This window comes from Nocardia jiangxiensis NBRC 101359, from assembly GCF_000308615.1.
Classification (GTDB): Bacteria; Actinomycetota; Actinomycetes; order Mycobacteriales; family Mycobacteriaceae; genus Nocardia; species Nocardia jiangxiensis.
Map to the genome: position 1 here is coordinate 159,054 of NZ_BAGB01000046.1, position 15,808 is coordinate 174,861.

Consider the following 15,808-nt stretch of genomic DNA (forward strand, 5'->3'; position numbering starts at 1 on the left):
GTCGGTCGATCGCACCCGATTCCCAAGCGAGCCGGGCAGTTCGGTCGAACCGCCGACCCAGCCGGACCACGTCGAGCCGGTTCGTGAGCGATCACCCGTAAAGGTCGCGCACCACCGACTTCAGCACCTTGCCCGATCCACCTCTGGGCAGTTCGCCGACGAAGTGGACGGATCGGGGCACTTTGTATCCGGCGAGCCGCTCGCGGGCGAAGGTGAGCAGCGTCTGCGGATCCACCTCCTGTCCATCCGCGAGAACGACGACGGCACGGCCGATCTCGCCCCAGCGCTCGTCCGGGACGCCGATCACCGCGCAGGACGCCACGGCCGGATGCGCGGTCAGCACGTTCTCCACCTCGGCGGGATAGATGTTCTCCCCGCCGGAGATGATGACGTCCTTCATCCGGTCCACGATGTACACGTAGCCGTCCGCGTCGACGGTGGCGACGTCGCCGGAGTGGAACCAGCCCTCCCGCAACACTTCCGCGGTCTCGGCGGGGCGATTCCAGTAGCCGGACATCACATTGGGTCCGCTGACGATCACCTCGCCGCGTTCCCCGTCCGCGACCGGCTCGCCCCGCTCGTCGACCACCCGCACGTCACTGAAGAACGAAGGCACACCGGCGGATCCGGCCTTGGTCTGCGCATGTGCGGGGTCCAGCAGTAGCGCGCCCGGTGACGCCTCGGTCATCCCGTATCCCTGCACGAAGGTCAGCCCGCGCGTCAGATAGCGCCGAATGGTGTTGTGCGGCACCGGCGCTCCGCCGCACAGCAGTACCCGGATACTGGACAGATCCGCGGTGTCCCAACGATCGAGCGCGGCCAGCGCGTCGTACATGGCGGGCACGCCGAACATCCGCGTCACCCGATGACGTTCGAGGGCATCGAAAACCACTGCGGGATCGAACTTCTCCAGCAGCACGACGCAGCCGCCCTTGAGCAGCACGGGCAGGCACAGCATGCCCAGTGCGGCGGCATGGAACAGCGGCGCGGACACCAACGCCACCTCGTCCGCGGCGATATCCGATTCGACCAGGACATTGAGGCAGTTCCAGGTCAGGTTGCCGTGCGTGAGCACCGCACCCTTGGGCCGCCCGGTGGTGCCCGAGGTGTACATGATGATGCAGGGATCCTCGAGGTCGATCGGCTCGTCGGGAACGAGCGCATCGTCCTCGAGCACCTCGTCGGCAGCTACACAGATCGTCCGGACCTCGACGGTCAACTCCCCCACGACGTCCCGGTACGGCTCGGTGTGACACAGCACCCGCGCACCGCAATCGCCGAGGATGTAATCGATTTCCGTTGCGGCACTGCGGAAGTTCACCGGGACGAAGACCGCGCCCAACGCCCCGGCGGCGAACAGCAGTTCCAGATAGGCCGGATGATTCGGGCCCAGATAGACGATCCGGTCACCGGCGCGCACCCCCGCGGCCCGCAGTTCACCGCAGACCCGCGCCACCCGGCGGTACAACTGCGCGAAGGTGATCGACCGGCCCGCGCCGATCACCGCCACCGCATCCGGCGTCATCCGGGCCCGCCGGGCGGGCCACGAGCCGAGTCCCCGATTCCGCACGATCCATCCTGTCTCGGTCGATGCCGTTTCGGCTGTGGCCGTTACTGTTTGGCGGAATCGAACGCGCCGAGCCCGGGTCGGTAGCTCTTGTCGTCCAGGAACTGGGACAGGCCCTTCTCCCGGCCGTGGTCCGCATCCAGGGCCCGGGTCTGATCCAGTTTGGCGTACAGATAATCCTCCGCCTGCGACCAGCTCATCTCCGCGGCGAACCGGTAGCCGACCTTCGCCGCATGCAGCACAACGGGATTGAGCCCGGCGAGCCGGGCGGCCAGTTCCCTGGTCCGTTCGCGCAGACGATCGGCCGGAACCGCCTCGTTGACCAGCCGCATCTGCGCGGCCCGCGCACCGTCGAAGGTCTCGCCGGTCATGATGAAGTAGAGCGCGTCGCGCTGCGGCACCGTGGCGGCCAGTGCCTTGGTGACCACGCTGCCCGGCGGAATGCCCCAGTTCACCTCGGACAGACCGAATTTCGCGGTCTCGTCGGCGATCGCGAGATCACAGGCCACCAGCGGAGTGAAGGCCCCGCCGAAGCACCAGCCGTTCACCATCGCGATGGTCGGCTTGGCGAAGTAGGCCAGGCGCTTCCACTGCCATTCGTTGCTCTCCCGGCGCACCCGATACTGCAGCGCCAGATCCCCGGTCGCCTCGACGTCGCGGAAGTACTCCTTCAGATCCATTCCGGCGGAGAAGGATTCGCCGGCGCCGGTGAGCACCAGCACCCGGCAGCGCGGATCGGCCTCCAGATGGTCCAGCACCCGGCACATCTCGGTGTTGAGGGCCGGATTCATCGCATTGCGCTTGTCCGGACGGTTCAGCGTGACCCAGGCGATGCCCTCCTCGAACTCCACACTCACGGTCTCGCCCCAGGGCTCGGTCGCTGTCGTCATCGGCGCTCCATTATCAGTATTGCTGATGATTCGACTCCTATGGTGCCGCCGGATCCGTTCGCCGTCAACAGTTCCCGGACTACTCGTCGGCGGGTGTCGTCGCAGAGACGCCGCGCGCGGCGGCCTCGGCGGTCAGCGAGGCCACGCCCTGTCGCAACGCGGCACGGAATTCCGCCCCGCGCCGCGCGCTCATATCCGCGAGCAGACCGGATTCGATCTGCTCGATATGCGGCGCGACCCGATTCAGCAGCTCACGTCCGCGGTCGGTCAGCGCGGCCACCAGCACCCTGCGGTTGCCCGGATTTCGGTCCCGGCTGATCAGCCCGCGCTCCTCCAGCGTGCGCACCATGACGTGCATGGTCTGGGGCCGCAGGAACGCTCGGCGCGCCAGTTGCGCCGAGGACAGCCCGCCACGTCGCTCGAGCACGGTCAACGCCGTGTACTGCAACGTGGTCAACCCCAGCGGGCGCAGGGCGTCGTCCATCACCGCGCGCACCGCCAACTCCAGCTGTTTGATCAGGTACAGCGTCGAGGGCGGGGCGGCCGCTTCGGGATCGTCGTCGGCTGCGGTCACGAACGTCATCTTCGCATCGGGCCCCGGCGGCTAGGGTGGCCGTATGGCGCAGGAGCCGATCGGCCGGGGCGCGGGCGGCTGATGGCCAGATCACCCAGCGGCGAATCCGTACTGTCCCGGGCGGTGCGGATCTTCGAGGCGTTCGACGCCGATATGCCCGCCATCGGGGTTTCCGAACTGGCCCGTCGCACCGGCCTGCCGGTGGCGACCACCTCACGCCTGGTCAACGAGCTGATCGGCTACGGCTGGCTGCGCCGGGACGCCGATCGCCGGATCCGGATCGGCGTGCGGATCTGGGAACTGGTCTCGCGCGCCTCGCCCACCCTGGGCCTGCGCGAGATGGCGATGCCGTTCATGCAGGATCTGCACGCGGTGATCGGCAATCACGTGCAACTGGCCGTTCTGCAGGACAGCGAGGTGCTCTACATCGAACGCCTGTCCGCCCCCGGATCGGTGCGCAATCTGAGCCGATACGCCGGACGACTGCCGCTGCACGCCTCGGCTCCGGGGTTGGTGCTGCTGGCCAACGGCCCACTCGAACTCCAGGATTCGATCCTCACCCGACCGCTCACCCGATACACCCCGCACACCGTCACCGACCCGAAGGCGTTGCGCGCCTTGCTCGGCGAGGTCCGTCGAACCGGAATCGCCTTCTGCCCGGGACATCTCGACGAGACGACCACATCCATCGCCGCGCCCGTGCGCACGGTCCGCGGACTCGTCGTCGCCGCGCTCACGGCCATCGTCCCCAACGACGACGCCGCCCGCAGCATCGCACCCGCTGTGCAGGCCACCGCCCGCGGCATCTCCCGGGCACTCGGCGCGGACCATTGAATCTCATCCACTGAATGGAAATGCGGTAGTGGCGCGGGACACATCATCGTCAGGCTGTCACCGATAACGACGCCGAACCAGTGCGGTGTGCCCACAGCCGGTCTCGGCGACCGCGCAGTACCGAATCGAGACATCATGACCTTCGCCCGTGACCTGATCATCGGCGGCGCGGACCTGCCCGCGCGAGGCGGCCGGACCGTCTCCGTCACGACCCCGCACACCGGGGCCGTGCACGCCACCGTCGCCGCGGCCGATCCCGCGGACGTGACCGCCGCGATCACCGCAGCCGACAACGCATTCCCGGACTGGGCCGCGCTGAGCCCCTTCGAACGACGCGCGATATTCCTGCGCGCCGCCGATCTGCTCGAGGCGCAGGCCGAGCAGGCCACCCGGATCATGGCGGGCGAGGTGGGCGCTACGGCCGGATGGGCCGGGTTCAACGTGTGGCTGGCCGCGAACACCCTGCGCGAGGCCGCCGCCGCGATCACCGCACCGCGCGGTGAGGTGCTCACCGCTCAGCAACCCGGCGTCCTGGGCATGGCGGTGCGTCAGCCGGTCGGCGTGGTCGCGGCCTTCGCACCCTGGAACGCCCCGATCATCCTGGGTGTGCGCGCCCTGGCCGCACCGCTGGCGGCCGGAAATACCCTGGTGCTCAAGCCCAGTGAGGCCGCGCCGATGTCCAGCGGACTGTTCCTGGCCGACATCCTGCGCGAGGCCGGACTGCCCGACGGCGTGCTCGACGTGATCACCAACGACCCCGCCGACGCTCCCGTGATCGCCGAGACGCTGATCGCCGACGACCGCGTGCGCGCGGTGAACTTCACCGGCTCCACCGCCGTCGGCCGGATCATCGGAACCCTTGCCGCACAACACCTCAAGCCCGCGGTGCTCGAACTCGGCGGCAAGAATTCGCTGATCGTGCTTGCGGACGCCGATGTGGACTACGCCGTGGCCGCGGCCGCGTTCTCCATATGCCTCAACTCCGGACAGATCTGCATGTCCGCCGATCGCCTGCTGGTGCACGAATCCCTCGCCGAGGAGTTCGGCGCCAAGCTCGCCGCCGCACTCACCGCACTTCCGGCGGGCGATCCGACCGACCCTGCGGTCGCGCTCGGCCCCCTGATGAGCGCCGCAGCCGCGTCCCGGGTGGCCGGACTCGTCGCCGACGCGGTCGCCGATGGCGCGAAACTCCTTGCCGGAGGCGGAGATCCGACCGGAGCGCACTATCCGGCGACACTGCTGAGCGACGTGCCCGCGCACGCGCGACTGCACTACACCGAATCCTTCGGCCCGGTCTGCGTGATCGATACCTTCACCACCGACGACGAGGCCGTCGCCAAGGCCAACGACACCGAGAACGGTCTGTCCGCGGGCGTGATCACCGAGAACGCCACCCACGGCCTGCGCGTGGCCACACGTCTGAAGACCGGCATCGTGCACATCAACGACCAGACCATCATGGACGAACCCCAGGCTCCCTTCGGCGGATTCAAGGCCTCCGGCTACGGCCGTTTCGGCGGACGCTGGGGCATCGAAGCCTTCTCCAACACCCGATGGGTCACCGTGGCCACCGAACACGCACAGTTCCCGGGGTGAACCGTGCCGTCCGAGTGAGAGGACAATCCATGCGCACTCGCGTAGCGATCATCGGCGCGGGACCGGCCGGACTGTTGCTGGCGCAACTGCTCGACGCGGCCGGAATCGACTCCGTGCTCGTGGAGCAGCGCAGCGCCGAGTACGTGAAATCCCGTATCCGCGCGGGCATTCTGGAATCCGGGAGCGTGCAGTTGCTGCGGGAGGCCGGTGTCGGGGACCGGATCGAGCGCGCCGGTTTCGAACATCGCGGGATCCACTTGCAGTGGCCGGGTGAGCGGCATCATCTGGATTTCGTCGACCTGGCCGGGAAATCGGTGTGGGTGTACGGGCAGACCGAGGTGACCAAGGATCTGATGGCCACGCGCGAGCGTGCGGGACAGCTGTCGTTCTACGAGGCGACCGATGTCGAATTGCACGATGTGGACTCCGATTCGCCCGCGGTGACGTTCACCGATGCGGACGGCCGCGCCCAGCGGATCGAGGCCGCGATCGTCGCGGGCTGCGACGGATCACACGGTCCCAGTAGACATTTCGTCCCGGAACGGCATCGCCGCACCTGGGAGCGCACCTACCCGTTCGCCTGGCTCGGCATCCTCGCCGACGTCGCCCCCTCGACCGACGAGCTGATCTACGCCTGGCATCCGGACGGTTTCGCACTGCACAGCATGCGCTCGGACGCCGTGAGCCGCTTCTACCTTCAGGTCGAGCCCGACGAGGATCTCACCGCCTGGAGCGACGACCGGATCTGGGACGCACTGGCCACCCGCTTCGCCCTGGACGGCTGGACGCTCACCACCGGTGCGATCACCGACCGCAGCGTACTGCCGATGCGCAGCATGGTGACCTCGCCGATGCGGCACGGCCGGCTGTTCCTGGCCGGTGACGCGGCGCACACCGTCCCGCCGACCGGTGCGAAGGGACTCAATCTCGCGATCGCCGATGTGGCCCTGCTCGCCCGCGCAATCGTCACCTGGCTCGCCGACGGCGACACCCGGCTCGCCGACGCCTACTCCGATATCGCCCTGCGGCGGGTGTGGCGCTGCACCCACTTCTCCTGGTGGATGACCACGATGCTGCACCGGCACGGCGACGACTTCGACGCCCGTCTGCAACTCGCGCAATTGCAGCGCGTCGTGCAATCCGATTCCGCGGCAACCGAACTCGCCGACAACTACGCCGGAATTCCGATCGAAGGACTGTCATGAGTATCGACGTCGCCGGATACCGGGCCGATCCGCCCGGCACCCATCCCCCGCTCGACTCCCCCGATTACCGGTCGACCGCGCGGCGGCACCCCCGGGAACCGCTGATCCTGTTGCCGCACACGCTGACCGAGATCACCGGTCCGGTCCTGGGCCACGATGCGGTGCAACCCGGGGAGCACGATCTGACCTTCCGGCATCGCGGAGATCCGATCGGGCAGAAGATCATCGTGTTCGGGCGGCTGCTCGACGGGAACGGCCGGGCGATTCCGGATTCGCTGATCGAGATCTGGCAGGCCAACGCCGCGGGCCGCTACCGGCACATCGGGGATCGCTGGGACGCGCCGCTGGACCCGAATTTCGACGGCGTCGGCCGCACCCTGACCGATAAACACGGCCGCTACGAATTCGTCACCATCCAGCCCGGCGCGTACCCCTGGGGTAATCACCACAACGCCTGGCGGCCCGCGCACATCCACTTCTCGGTCTTCGGCCGCGCGTTCACCCAGCGTCTGGTCACCCAGATGTACTTTCCCGGCGATCCGCTGTTCGCCCAGGACCCCATCTTCAATGCGACCCCGGAATCCGCACGGCCCCGGCTGATTTCACGCTTCAGCCTGGAACGCACGCGGCCGAACTGGGCGCTGGCCTTCGAATTCGACATCGTGCTGCGCGGGCGCGAGCAGACCCCCGTTCGAGGAGCCCCATGACTGAGCGCACCGACTCCACCCTGAACGACACCGTCGAACTGCCCGGCACGCCGTCGCAGACCGTCGGTCCGTTCCTGACCATCGGCCTGGACTGGGGCCGCGCCGGGCGCATGGTCGTGCCCGACGGCACGCCCGGAGCGTTCTGGATCCGCGGCGAAATCCTCGACGGCGCCGGTGATCCGATTCCCGACGCCCTCGTGGAAACCTGGCAGGCCGCCCCCGACGGACGTTTCGACCACCCCGACGACCCGCGCGGACGTCACCCGGGCTGGCGCGGCCTGGGGCGCAGCGACACCCGCCTCGGCGAATATGCCGTGCACACCGTCCTGCCCGGCCCCGTCCCCACCCGCGAGGGCCGCACGCAGGCCCCGCACATCGACGTGTCGGTCTTCGCCCGGGGCATGCTGCACCGCGTCGTCACCAGGATCTATTTCCCCGACCACGCCGCAACCAACGCCACGGACCCCATCCTGGCGACCGTCCCGCAGGACCGCCGCTGCACCCTGTGCGCCACCACATCCCCCGACGGCTATCGCTTCGACATCCGCCTACAGGGGCCGGGAGAGACGGTCTTCTTCGACGTCTGAGTGCGCGGAATACCCGAAAGCGGTGACACTCAGCCGATGCCGCCGTTGGTGAAGACGACCTGACCGTTCACCCAGCGGCCGGGACCGGCGAGGAAGGCCACGGATTCGGCGATGTCCTCGGGTGTGCCCAGGCGCTCCAGCGGCGGCGCCGCGGCGAGCCGATCGACCTGCTCGGCACTCTTGCCGTCCAGGAACAGCGGGGTCGCGGTCGGCCCCGGAGCCACCGCGTTCACCGTGACGTCTCGTCCGCGCATCTCCCGCGCCAGGATCAGCGTCATCGCTTCCACCGCACCCTTCGTCGCCGCGTACGCGGCGTAGGCCGGCGCCTGCAGCCGGGTGATCGAGGTGGAGAAATTGATCAGCGCACCACCGGGCCGCAGCCTGCGCGCCGCCTGCTGGGAGACCACGAAGGTGCCCCGCACGTTGACCCGCTGCATGCGGTCGAACGCGTCCAGATCCATCTCGGCCACCGGTGCGAGCAGCATGATTCCGGCGGTGTTGACCACCACGTCGACGCCGCCGAACCGCTCCTGCACGGTATCGAACAGCTGCTCCATCTCGGCGGCATCGGCGACGTCACCGCGCAGGGCGATCGCGATGCCGCCTGTCGCGGTGATGGATTCGACGACCTCCTGTGCACGCGCGGCGCTCCCGGCGTAGTGCACGACGACCGTCATCCCGTCGGCGGCCAGGCGGCGCGCCACCGCACCGCCGATGCCGCCCGAACCTCCGGTCACGATGGCGACTCGTTCCGTTGCCTGCCCTATGGTCATGACCTTCTCCTCGAGCATGTGTACGTCTCGTACACTAATGCCAAATGAACGAGTTGTCCATATACTTAGTTGTGTCGTCGGATACGACCCGCCGGAGCAGACGAACGAGAAGGCATTCGGAGCACCCATGACACGACAGACCCCACCGCGCCTCACCCCTGGACGCGGTCGCCGCCCGGCACCGGAGGTGCGCCGCGCGACCCTGGCCGCCGCAGCGGATCTGCTGTTCTCCCAAGGCATTCGGAGTGTCACCTTCGAGAAGGTCGCCGCCCGCGCGGGCGCCAGCAAGGTCACCCTCTACAAGTGGTGGCCCTCACCGGGCGCGCTGGCGTTCGAGGCATATTTCGAGGCCGTCCAGGACACGCTCGCCTTCCCCGACACCGGCGACATCCGCCGCGACCTGACCACCCAACTGCACGCGTTCGTCGACCTGCTGCATCGCAACGGCTCGGTCGTCGCCGAGATCATCGGTGCCGCACAGAGTGATCCGGGCCTGGCGACGGCCCTGTCCGAGCAGTACACCCGTCCCCGCCGCGACCTCGCTGTCGAACGTCTCACCCGCGCCCGCGAGGCGGGCCAGATCCGCGAGGGCGTCCATCTCGAGGTCGTCGTCGACCAGCTCTGGGGCGCCTGCTACCACCGCCTCCTCCTCCCCGCCGAACCTCTGACCACGGATTTCGCCGATGCGTTGATCGCCAACCTGTTCCTCGCCATCACCCCCACGACGCACCGAGCACGGTAGCCTCGCGGAATGAGCATGGTGGACGCCCCGATCGTGGCCGTGACCGTCTATCCCGGACAGGCGCGAATCACCCGGCGCACGACCGTCATCGTGGAGGCCGGGGAGCAGTCGGTGGAGGTCGGCGGGCTGCCATTGGGGCTGGTCCGGGACTCGGTGCGGGTGAGCGGGCGCGGGGCGGCCTCGGTCCTCGGGGTCGATGTGGCGATGCAGCGCAATCCCCGCTCGCCCGACGCGGTCGTCCAGGAGCTCGAGCAACGCGCCGAACAGATCCGGTCCGGACTCGCGGAACTGGCCGACGCCCGCACCGTCGAGGACAGCCGGATGGAATTGCTCACCAACCTCGGGCGCCGCTCCGGCAACGCGTTCGCCAAGGCGCTCGCATCGGGTGACATCGAACCGGATCGGGTTGCGGGGCTGAGTGATTCGCTCGCCCAGCAGCTCGGCGCGACGCTCGCGCGGCAGCGGGAGCTGCACGGGCAGCACGAGCGTCGGGAGGAGGAGTTGCGCGCGGTGGAACGCGATCTCGCCGAACATCACCGGCAGCGCACTCCGGATCGTCAGCAGGTGGCGGTCTCCCTCGACGTGCACGAGGCCGGGGAACTCGAACTCGAACTGTCCTACGTCGTCGACGACGCGCGCTGGGTCTCGACCTACGACATCCGGTTGCGCGGTGAAGGACTCACCCTCGGCTGGTACGCGGAGATCGCCCAGAACACCGGCGAGGACTGGCCCCCGTGCGAACTGGCTCTGTCCACCGCCCGCCCGGCGATCTCGGCGCGACTGCCCGAGCCGGAGCCGTGGTTCCTGGATCGCCTGCGACCGCCCGAACCGGTGGCCTACGGCGCTCCGGCCGGTGGACCGCCAGAACCCGGAATGATGCCGAGCGCAAAGGTATTGCATGCTGCGATGGCCGAACCGGCAGCCCCCGCAATCGAACACGGAGCCGCGGCGACCACCTACCGTCCGCCCCAGCGGATCGCCGTCCCGAGCGATGCGACCGCACACCGCACCACGGTGGCCGTCCTGGATCTGGATGCCACCCTCGATCACATCACCGCACCCGCGCAGAGTCAGGAAGTGTATCTGCGGGCCACCACGGTCAACACCTCCGAGCACACGCTGCGGCCGGGCCGCGCCTCGGTGTTCCACGACTCGGAGTTCGTCGGCACGACGACCCTGGAGATCTGGGCGCCCGGCGAGGAGATCGAGCTGAATCTCGGTGTGGACGAACGGATCCGGGCCGAACGCGAACTGGTGCGCCGCACCGCCGGAAAGGGCGTCATCGGCAGTGCGACCCGGCGTGAGGTCCGCTACCGCATCACCGTCGGCAACTACGGCCGCCGCGCCACCACCGTCACCGTCCTGGACCGTATCCCGGTCTCACGCGACGAGGCCATCGTGGTCCGCGACGTCACCTGCCGCCCCGATCCACACCACCGCACCGACCTGGGCGGGCTGACCTGGCGACTCCCCCTGGAACCCGAAGCGACAGCGGAGATTTCACTCGGGTTCCGGGTCGACACCGCCAAGGGCGTCGAACTCAGCGGCTGGCGCGAGTAGTCCGCACCCGCGCGTCCGACACTCACCGCGGTGTCCGCTCCGCGGAAGCACCCGCTCCGAGGAGTTCGGATTCGGGTGGGTGGCGGTCGAACCACGGTCGGGCCGTTTCGATTTCGGCGGCGAGTTGCAGGAGCAGATACTCGCTGTCGAAGCCGCCCACGAACTGCGTGCCCAGCGGCAGACCGTCCGCGGTCCAGTGCGTCGGCACGCTCATGGCGGGACGGCCGGTGATGTTCGCCAGCTGGGTGAACGGGACCGCTGCCAGGTTGGCGGTGACCAGGTCCCGGTAGACTACGGTGCGGGACAATATCTTTCCCACACCCAGGCGCAGCAGCGGGGGCAGCACGGCATCGGCGATCGCGGGGGTGCGGTTCTGGCCGATGCGCAGCGGTGGTTCGGCCAGGGACGGCGTCAGCAACAGGTCGTAGGTCTCGTGGAAATCGGCCAGGGCCCGGGTGTATTCGGTCCAACGGGCTTGCGCGAGCAGCAGTTCCGTGGACGACACCGCACGACCGGCCGCCGCGAGCACCTGGGTGTCGATATCGAAATCGGCGGCGGACGCGCCCGTTTCGCGACAGGCTTCGGCGAGTTCCGCGGCGCACCAGGCGGTCCAGACGGTCATGAAGTCCATCCCCAGACGCCGCCCGTCGATACTCGGAGCGGCCGGTTCCACGGTGTGTCCCAGCGATTCCAGCAGGGTGGCCGCATCCTCGACCGCGGCGACCGCTTCGGGATCGACCGGCGTGCCCTGCGGAGCCGTATGCGTGAATCCGATCCGCAGACGACGCACGGGATCCTGCACCGCGTCGAGATACGGGCGTTCGGACCGCTGAACCAGATAGGGCGCACCGGGATCGGGTGCGCCGAGTATGTCGAGCATGGCCGCGCTGTCTCGCACGCTGCGCGTGAGCACGCCCTGGCTGACCGCCCCGAACAGCGGATCCCCCAGCCCCGGACCGCTGGGAATCAGTCCGCGCCCGGGTTTGAGCCCGAACAGTCCGGTGCAGGCGGCGGGAATGCGAATGGAACCGCCGCCGTCGCTCGCACCCGCCACCGGCACGATGCCCGCGGCGACCGCCGCGGCCGCCCCACCCGAGGATCCACCCGGCGTGCGTTCGGTATTCCACGGATTGCGGGTCACACCGAAGGTCCTGGTCTCGGTGACGCCCTTGGTGCCGAATTCCGGGGTCGTGGTCTTGCCGAAGATCACCAGCCCGGCGTCCAGCCAGCGACGCACCGCGAGACTGTGCTCGGTCGCGGGCACCGACCGCAGCGGCCCGGTGCCCGCCGAGGTCGGATATCCGGCGTAATCCTGTGCCAGGTCCTTGATGAGGAACGGCACCCCGGCGAACGGCCCCGTGAGATCTCCCCGCCCGGCCAGTCGCCGACCGTTCTCCTGCATGAGCAGACTCACCGCGTTGATCGCCGGATCGACCTGCGCACAACGTTCCAACGCCAACTCGAGCAATTCGGCCGCGCGCACCTCCCCACGAGCGATCAGCTCGGCGAGCCCGATCGCGTCGTGAGCCCGGTATTCGTCGTACCGCATCGTCACCTCCTCATCAGCGGCTTGCGTCCCGAGTATGTCGACGATAGTTCGCCGGCGCCGCGTCCGGACAGGTTGCCACAGTGACCTGGCGTCGGCTCGCCGGATGTCCCGGGTCAGCCGTAATACCGATATTTCGGGGTGGGAATTTGCGCATTCGCGAACCGATTCGGTTACCTACAAATGTATTTTGTCGAAGCGTCCGACACCATCCCGCAGGCCGAGACGGGTACACGAACATAAATGGCAACCGATTACAAGATGTGAAAGTCCCCGGAAGGGCACTGAATCATGTTCGGCGCAGTCGCCGTATCGACGAGAAGGCGCGGACCAGCACGTCACAGGGCGCAATGGCAACCTCCGTACCAGCGAGGTTGTTCCTGAAAGCACGAGATTTTCCGCGACGGGCTCGCCGCGCGGTCGTATACTCCACCTATGGCGGATAAGCAGTCTTCCACCGAATTCGCCGAGTCAGCGGTTCTTGTGGTGCAGACGAGAGAACGCGTCTATCGACTACGCGCCGGAGGCGCATATAACGTCGGCCGCGATCCCGGAGCCGATATCGTTGTGAGCGATCCGCGAGTGTCTTCTCTGCACGCCGTCCTGGAACGGGGATCGGGCGGTTGGGAAATCGAGGACGCGAGCAGCCTCAACGGCACCTTCTTCGACGGACACCGCGTCGAGCGGATGATCATCGACCACGACGAGACGTTCCAGCTCGGCCACGCGGTGGACGGCGAGAAGCTGGCCTGTTCGGTGGAGGTGCCCGAGACGCGACCTGCGCACGATCCCGGCGGCGATATCGGTGAAGCGACGATGATCGTCCCGGATCCCGGCTACGACCTCGACGACGAGGCAACCTTCACGCTGCGCCCATCGGATCGCGGGATTTCGCGATCGTCGGCTCCCGCTGCCCACCCCGGCGCGGTCGTCCGGATCACGGGAACGCTGCGCGTCGGCCGCGCCGCCGACAACGACATCGTCGTGCCAGATCTGATGGTCTCGCGCCATCATGCCGAAGTGCGGGTGATCGGCGAGGGCAAGTATCGGGTCGTCGACCTCGACAGTCACAACGGCACCTACGTCAACGGCGCCCGGGTCGATGTCGCGGATCTGTCCGAAGGCGACTCGATCGGTATGGGGCACACCACCTATCGGCTGGTCGGCGAGGAGCTGCGCGAGTCGGTCGACACCGGTGACGTCTCGGTCTCGGTGCAGAACCTCATCGTGCGGACCGAGGATGGCAAGGTGCTGCTCGACGAGGTGAGCTTCCCGATCCCGCAGCGCTCGCTCGTCGGCGTCATCGGCCCCAGTGGGGCGGGCAAGTCGACGTTGCTCGGCGCGGTCACCGGATTGCGGCCCGCGACCGAGGGGACGGTCCGCTACGACGGCCGCGACCTCTACACCGATTACGACGAGCTCAGGCACCGGATCGGACTGGTTCCCCAGGAGGACATCCTGCACAACCAGCTCCCGACGCGACGCGCGCTGCTCTACGCGGCGGAACTGCGGTTCCCCGGTGACACGCGCAGCGAGGAGCGGGAGCAGCGAGTCGACGAGGTGCTCGAGGAACTCGGTTTGACGCGGCACGCGGACACTCGCATCGAAAGGCTCTCCGGCGGGCAGCGCAAACGTGTGAGCGTCGCACTGGAGTTGCTGACCAAACCGTCGCTGCTGTTCCTCGACGAGCCGACGTCCGGCCTAGACCCGGGCCTGGACAAGACCGTCATGGAGATGCTGTCGGACCTGGCGCACGACGGGCGGACGGTCATCGTCGTCACGCACAGCGTCGCGAACCTCGATTCGTGTGACCGTCTGCTGGTTCTGGTGCCCGGCGGCAAGCTGGCCTACTACGGACCGCCCGCGGAGGGTTTGCAGCAGTTCGGGCAGCCGTCCTGGGCCGAGGTGTTCCAGGCATTCGACCACGAGGAGGATCGCGACTGGGCCGGTGAGTTCCAGGCTTCGCCGCGCTTCGGGCACTATGTGGCGGTCGGGCTGACCGACGATGCCGGTCCGGCCGAAGTGCAGTCGCCGCCGGCGCCACCGCCCGCGTCGCAGTCCAAGTTGAGTCAGCTCAGCACGCTGTGCCGACGCTATCTCGCGGTCATCGCCTCGGACCGAAGCTATCTGGTGCTGCTGGGTGTGATGCCGCTGCTGCTCGGCGGTCTGATCGCCGCCGTGCCGGGTGGGGCGGGTTTCGCTGGGGACCCGGGCAGCAATACCGACGCCCCGACCAAGCTCATGATCCTGGCCTTCGGCGCATGCTTCATCGGCACCGGCAACTCGATTCGCGAGATCGTCAAAGAGCAGACCATCTACCGCAGAGAACGCGCGGCGGGACTGTCGGCAGGGGTCTATCTGATCTCGAAACTCCTTGTCCTGGGCGTGATCACAGTCCTGCAGACGGTGGTGTTGTACCTGATCGGCACCATCGGCCAGAAGATGCCGCCGTCCGGGATATTCATGCCGGTCGATCTGGAACTGATCCTGGCGATGGCGCTGCTGGGCATCGCGTCGCTGGCACTGGGCCTGCTGGTGTCGGTGTCGGTGAGCACCTCGGAGAAGACGCTGCCGCTGCTGATCGTGATCTCGATGGCGCAACTGGTGCTCACCGGCGGGCTGGTGCGGCTGCCCGGCACACCGGTGCTGGAACAGCTGGCCTACCTGTCGCCGTCCCGCTGGGGCTTCGGCGCGGGAGCCGCCACCATCGACCTCGATACCCTGACACCGCACAAAGGCGGACCCGACCCGTTGTGGAACCACAGCCTCGGCACGTGGCTGATGGATATCGGGTTCGTCATCGCGCTGGCCGTGATCTTCCTGGCGCTGGCCTGGTACCGCCTGTACCAGATGCGGCCACGACGACGCGGCGCACGTCCCGTCCGGATCTGACGGTGCTGCTCGTGGTCGCGAGAGGCTTCTCGTGACGGCGAGGACTGGGTGATCGACGGGCCGGGTGCATATCGCGGCGCCGGCGGTCCGCACGGCGCACCGGGCGATGGACGAATCGGTCGCGTACGCCGCGTCGGCGACGCAGGGCAGGCAGCCGATCGGGGAATTCCAGCTCGTACAGGCCATCACGCCGATCAGCAGACCGGCGTGATGGCCGGGCGGGCGCTGGTGCGCGAGACGGCGCAACGGGGAGGATCGGCGGCGGACTGATCCGCGAGGCCGGGAAACGCGTGTGAGCGCACCCCGCGACGACGTACCCTGCACCTGAGGAAACG

At 68.2% G+C, this 15,808-nt stretch carries 13 protein-coding genes and 1 pseudogene; 9 read left to right on the forward strand and 5 right to left on the reverse strand.

What is annotated here, in order from left to right; translation table 11 throughout:
* Nucleotides 1-91: 91 nt before the first annotated feature.
* The 3 genes from ON40_RS20260 to ON40_RS20270 all read right to left on the reverse strand — a co-directional run bounded on the left by ON40_RS20260 (nucleotide 92) and on the right by ON40_RS20270 (nucleotide 3,040).
* Nucleotides 92-1,570, reverse strand: a complete 1,479-nt coding sequence (locus ON40_RS20260) for an acyl-CoA synthetase (protein ID WP_040825129.1) — start codon at nucleotides 1,568-1,570, stop codon at nucleotides 92-94.
* Nucleotides 1,571-1,611: 41 nt separating this feature from the next.
* The gene (locus tag ON40_RS20265) at nucleotides 1,612-2,457 is read right to left on the reverse strand and encodes a p-hydroxycinnamoyl CoA hydratase/lyase (RefSeq protein WP_040825131.1); all 846 of its coding nucleotides are present in this window, start codon (nucleotides 2,455-2,457) and stop codon (nucleotides 1,612-1,614) included.
* A 79-nt stretch (nucleotides 2,458-2,536) separates the two neighbouring features.
* Nucleotides 2,537-3,040, reverse strand: coding sequence for a MarR family winged helix-turn-helix transcriptional regulator (locus ON40_RS20270; protein ID WP_040825132.1), 504 nt, complete (start codon nucleotides 3,038-3,040; stop codon nucleotides 2,537-2,539).
* Between the two features lie 72 nt (nucleotides 3,041-3,112).
* Here ON40_RS20270 and ON40_RS20275 point away from each other — a divergent pair, with 72 nt between their 5' ends.
* The 5 genes from ON40_RS20275 (at nucleotide 3,113) to pcaG (ending at nucleotide 7,960) form a co-directional block, all read left to right on the forward strand.
* On the forward strand, nucleotides 3,113-3,865 hold the full coding sequence (locus tag ON40_RS20275; RefSeq protein WP_040825134.1) for an IclR family transcriptional regulator: 753 nt from the start codon (nucleotides 3,113-3,115) through the stop codon (nucleotides 3,863-3,865).
* Between the two features lie 135 nt (nucleotides 3,866-4,000).
* Nucleotides 4,001-5,461, forward strand: coding sequence for an aldehyde dehydrogenase family protein (locus tag ON40_RS20280; RefSeq protein WP_040825216.1), 1,461 nt, complete (start codon nucleotides 4,001-4,003; stop codon nucleotides 5,459-5,461).
* Nucleotides 5,462-5,490: 29 nt separating this feature from the next.
* Entirely contained in the window at nucleotides 5,491-6,666 is a 1,176-nt protein-coding gene (locus ON40_RS20285) for a 4-hydroxybenzoate 3-monooxygenase (RefSeq protein ID WP_040825135.1), read from the forward strand.
* On the forward strand, nucleotides 6,663-7,373 hold the full coding sequence (pcaH, locus tag ON40_RS20290; RefSeq protein ID WP_040825138.1) for a protocatechuate 3,4-dioxygenase subunit beta: 711 nt from the start codon (nucleotides 6,663-6,665) through the stop codon (nucleotides 7,371-7,373). Before ON40_RS20285 ends, pcaH begins: the two co-directional genes overlap by 4 nt.
* Entirely contained in the window at nucleotides 7,370-7,960 is a 591-nt protein-coding gene (gene pcaG / locus ON40_RS20295) for a protocatechuate 3,4-dioxygenase subunit alpha (RefSeq protein ID WP_051193338.1), read from the forward strand. The genes pcaH and pcaG overlap by 4 nt, the downstream gene beginning before the upstream one ends.
* A gap of 29 nt (nucleotides 7,961-7,989) precedes the next feature.
* Here the strand turns inward: pcaG and ON40_RS20300 are convergent, their stop codons facing one another.
* Nucleotides 7,990-8,733: an SDR family oxidoreductase gene (locus tag ON40_RS20300; protein WP_040825218.1), complete on the reverse strand. Its 744-nt coding sequence runs from the start codon at nucleotides 8,731-8,733 to the stop codon at nucleotides 7,990-7,992.
* A 127-nt stretch (nucleotides 8,734-8,860) separates the two neighbouring features.
* On the opposite strand from ON40_RS20300, the gene ON40_RS20305 reads away from it, so the two are divergent.
* Together ON40_RS20305 and ON40_RS20310 are read left to right on the forward strand one after the other, a co-directional pair.
* Nucleotides 8,861-9,475, forward strand: a complete 615-nt coding sequence (locus ON40_RS20305) for a TetR/AcrR family transcriptional regulator (protein WP_040825140.1) — start codon at nucleotides 8,861-8,863, stop codon at nucleotides 9,473-9,475.
* A 9-nt stretch (nucleotides 9,476-9,484) separates the two neighbouring features.
* Complete coding sequence (locus ON40_RS20310) at nucleotides 9,485-11,035, forward strand: mucoidy inhibitor MuiA family protein (RefSeq protein WP_040825141.1); 1,551 nt, start codon at nucleotides 9,485-9,487, stop codon at nucleotides 11,033-11,035.
* 22 nt (nucleotides 11,036-11,057) lie between these two features.
* On the opposite strand, the gene ON40_RS20315 is transcribed toward ON40_RS20310, so the two are convergent.
* Nucleotides 11,058-12,584 carry an amidase gene (locus ON40_RS20315; protein ID WP_051193349.1) on the reverse strand — a complete coding sequence of 509 codons (1,527 nt, stop codon included), beginning with the start codon at nucleotides 12,582-12,584 and terminating at the stop codon, nucleotides 11,058-11,060.
* A gap of 432 nt (nucleotides 12,585-13,016) precedes the next feature.
* On the opposite strand from ON40_RS20315, the gene ON40_RS20320 reads away from it, so the two are divergent.
* Together ON40_RS20320 and ON40_RS49990 are read left to right on the forward strand one after the other, a co-directional pair.
* Nucleotides 13,017-15,473: an FHA domain-containing protein gene (locus ON40_RS20320; RefSeq protein ID WP_063713051.1), complete on the forward strand. Its 2,457-nt coding sequence runs from the start codon at nucleotides 13,017-13,019 to the stop codon at nucleotides 15,471-15,473.
* Nucleotides 15,474-15,531: 58 nt separating this feature from the next.
* Nucleotides 15,532-15,740 (forward strand): annotated as a pseudogene (locus ON40_RS49990) (acyl-CoA dehydrogenase family protein); the annotation flags it as partial.
* Nucleotides 15,741-15,808: the final 68 nt, after the last annotated feature.

Excerpts from the sequence above, each read along its gene's own strand:
- ON40_RS20265 (WP_040825131.1), bottom strand. The coding sequence starts at position 2,457 with ATGACGACAGCGACCGAGCCCTGGGGCGAGACCGTGAGTGTGGAGTTC.
- ON40_RS20270 (WP_040825132.1), bottom strand. The coding sequence starts at position 3,040 with ATGACGTTCGTGACCGCAGCCGACGACGATCCCGAAGCGGCCGCCCCG.
- ON40_RS20275 (WP_040825134.1), top strand. The coding sequence starts at position 3,113 with ATGGCCAGATCACCCAGCGGCGAATCCGTACTGTCCCGGGCGGTGCGG.
- ON40_RS20280 (WP_040825216.1), top strand. The coding sequence starts at position 4,001 with ATGACCTTCGCCCGTGACCTGATCATCGGCGGCGCGGACCTGCCCGCG.
- ON40_RS20285 (WP_040825135.1), top strand. The coding sequence starts at position 5,491 with ATGCGCACTCGCGTAGCGATCATCGGCGCGGGACCGGCCGGACTGTTG.
- pcaH (WP_040825138.1), top strand. The coding sequence starts at position 6,663 with ATGAGTATCGACGTCGCCGGATACCGGGCCGATCCGCCCGGCACCCAT.
- pcaG (WP_051193338.1), top strand. The coding sequence starts at position 7,370 with ATGACTGAGCGCACCGACTCCACCCTGAACGACACCGTCGAACTGCCC.
- ON40_RS20300 (WP_040825218.1), bottom strand. The coding sequence starts at position 8,733 with ATGACCATAGGGCAGGCAACGGAACGAGTCGCCATCGTGACCGGAGGT.
- ON40_RS20305 (WP_040825140.1), top strand. The coding sequence starts at position 8,861 with ATGACACGACAGACCCCACCGCGCCTCACCCCTGGACGCGGTCGCCGC.
- ON40_RS20310 (WP_040825141.1), top strand. The coding sequence starts at position 9,485 with ATGAGCATGGTGGACGCCCCGATCGTGGCCGTGACCGTCTATCCCGGA.
- ON40_RS20315 (WP_051193349.1), bottom strand. The coding sequence starts at position 12,584 with ATGCGGTACGACGAATACCGGGCTCACGACGCGATCGGGCTCGCCGAG.
- ON40_RS20320 (WP_063713051.1), top strand. The coding sequence starts at position 13,017 with ATGGCGGATAAGCAGTCTTCCACCGAATTCGCCGAGTCAGCGGTTCTT.